This is a genomic window from Pseudorhodobacter sp., from assembly GCF_030452865.1.
Lineage (GTDB): Bacteria > Pseudomonadota > Alphaproteobacteria > Rhodobacterales > Rhodobacteraceae > Pseudorhodobacter.
The window spans coordinates 1-2,431 of the sequence record NZ_JAKDLJ010000485.1 but is presented as its reverse complement, the minus strand read 5'-3'; the positions used below and the strand labels follow the sequence as shown (position 1 = coordinate 2,431).

At 57.4% G+C, this 2,431-nt stretch carries 2 protein-coding genes and 2 pseudogenes; 2 read left to right on the top strand and 2 right to left on the bottom strand.

Annotated features, from left to right (window positions below; translation table 11 throughout):
- Positions 1-443, bottom strand: a pseudogene (locus tag L0H65_RS18430) (biotin carboxylase); the annotation flags it as partial.
- Between L0H65_RS18430 and L0H65_RS18425 the strand changes: the two are divergent.
- Both L0H65_RS18425 and L0H65_RS18420 read left to right on the top strand, forming a co-directional pair.
- A pseudogene (locus tag L0H65_RS18425) lies at positions 436-1,053 on the top strand (biotin carboxylase); the annotation flags it as partial. The pseudogenes L0H65_RS18430 and L0H65_RS18425 overlap by 8 nt on opposite strands.
- The gene (locus L0H65_RS18420) at positions 1,054-2,046 is read left to right on the top strand and encodes a C45 family peptidase (protein WP_301460663.1); all 993 of its coding nucleotides are present in this window, start codon (positions 1,054-1,056) and stop codon (positions 2,044-2,046) included.
- Positions 2,047-2,151: 105 nt separating this feature from the next.
- On the opposite strand, the gene L0H65_RS18415 is transcribed toward L0H65_RS18420, so the two are convergent.
- Complete coding sequence (locus L0H65_RS18415) at positions 2,152-2,325, bottom strand: DUF1328 domain-containing protein (protein ID WP_301460662.1); 174 nt, start codon at positions 2,323-2,325, stop codon at positions 2,152-2,154.
- Between the last annotated feature and the right edge of the window lie 106 nt (positions 2,326-2,431).

Sequence of the window (2,431 nt, the reverse complement as noted above, 5' to 3'; positions counted from 1 at the left end):
CACCCAACCACAGATCGCCGGTTTTCTTGTCGATCAGGAAATCCAGCTCAAAATTAACCGTGATAGCCTTCCTTGCGCAGTTGTTCGCCAAATTTGAAGGTCAGATCCCGCGCCTTTTGCCGGACTTTTGGCGGGAAAGCAGTGGCAAAAATTTCATTGCCGCACCAACCGCCGCGATAGGGCGTCAACTCCTTGAAACCCACGAGTTCGGTCATCAGCGGTCCGACGATGGTGCCCTCACGGGTCACGCAACCCTCAATCGCCGACCCCCGGCAATCAATCCGTTTCATGATCTTGATTTCGCCCTCATCGACGATTTCGTGCTCATGCTTGCGGAAATCGGCTTCGGATTTGATGAAGAACGTGGTGTGACCGGAATCACCGAACGCCGATTGCAACACCAGATCGTGGCCGATCCCTGCCTTCTCGGTGATCTTGCGCAAGGAAGGCTATCACGGTTATTTTGAGCTGGATTTCCTGATCGACAAGAAAACCGGCGATCTGTGGTTGGGTGAATTGAACCCGCGCATTACGGGCGCGTCGTCAATGACAAACCATGCCGCCTTTGCCCATGCGGATGCGCCGCTGTTCCTGTTTCATCTGCTCGAATTTTCAAAGAAGAAATTCAAGCTCGACGTAGCGGAGCTCAACAGTCGTTGGGCCAACCCGGACATGATCGACGGGTGGAGTCAGATGGTCATCAAGCACACTGACGACAGTGTAGACAAACTGACGAAAGCGCCACAATCAGGCATCTACAAGATGCATGAAGATGGCAGCGTGGTGTTTGACCGGTTCGATTATCACCGCCGCGCGGTGGAATCGGAAAACGAGGCGTTCTTTCTGCGCATCCTGAAGCCAGGTGATTACCGCTATGAAGGCGCCGATCTGGGGATTCTGGTGACGCGCGGCCGGTCGATGACGAATGGTTTTCAGATGAACGAGCGGGCAAAAAGATGGGTTCACGGCATCAAATCCGCGTTTGAGGCCAATCCCTTGCCGATGTCCGAGGCGGGTCCGGCCTTTGCCGATCCGGCTTTCAAGATCATGTAGATGGATCTTGCCTGGCGCAGCATAAGCGAGGCAGAGCCCGGTCCCAAATGGGCCGGGCTCTTTGCCGGGCTGTGGCCGGCCTATCAGACGTGGTGGCTGCGTGAAGGGCTTGCCGCGCGTCCGACCTATTGGCAAAGTCGGCAGGCGATCAAGGTGCATATGCCGGAAATCCTGACGCTTTATGACCAGCTTTGTGAATTGGCCGGCGGCAGTGATATGGCGGCGCGTTTCCTGAGCTTTTACCGCCCGCCGCCCTATCTTTTCGGCTGTAGTCAGGCGATCTGGCCGGGGAAGGAGCCGGTTCTGGTGCGCAACTATGACTATGATCCGCAGTCCTTTGACCGGATCGTGTTGCAGACTCGTTGGCAGGGACGCAACGTGATCGGCACCTCTGACGGGCTTTGGGGTCTTGTGGACGGCATGAACGATGCCGGGTTGGTGCTGTCGCTGACCTTCGGCGGTCGGCGCATCGTCGGGGATGGCTTTGGCGTGCCGCTGATCCTGCGCTATGTGCTGCAAACCTGTGAAACGGCGCAGGAAGCGGGGGCTGCTCTGGCGCGCTTGCCCACGCATATGAGCTATAATGTGACCGCGCTTGATGCCGCGCGCCGCTATGTCACTGCATTTCTGGCCCCCGACCGCCCAGCTATCCTGACCCATGCCGCCGTTGCGACCAATCATCAGGAGAAGGTCGAATGGGATGCCCATGCCCGCATGACCGCGACGGTGGAGCGCGAGCGGTATTTGCTGCGCCGCCTGACGGGCCATGTGGAGCCAGAGGAAAAGTTCATCAAGGCGTTCCTGAAGCCGCCGCTTTATTCCATCGCGTTCGAGCGCGGCTTTGGCACACTGTACACGGCGGTCTATCGTCCGCGCCTTGGTCAGATGGAATTGCGCTGGCCGCGCGGCACCTGGCCTTTGAACCTATATGGCGGGCCCGACGAATTGCGCCATATCTACACCCCCGAAGTGACAGATACCCGGTCAAGCTAGATCAGTTTCGGTTCGCAAAAACCCGAAGGTGCGCCAACGGGAAACCCCGCCACTTTGGCAAGGGGCGGGGATGGTTTCAGCGTACCGGTGCGGTTTCCTCATCCGTCAAAGCGGGGGCTTGCCGCGAAGGGCGCGGGCAATCATCGCGACGATAAACAGGATGATGAAGATGTAGAACAGGATCTGCGCGATCCCTGCTGAAGCACCTGCAATACCGCCAAAGCCCAACACCCCCGCAATCAGGGCGATGATCAAGAATGTAATGATCCAACCAAGCATTTTACCTTCTCCTGTGTTGATAAGCGCTGCCGCTACAGCAGTTATTCTCCAAACGCATCAGGGTTGGGATTGTTCCAAACGCCTGCAATACTAACCACCACCCCAC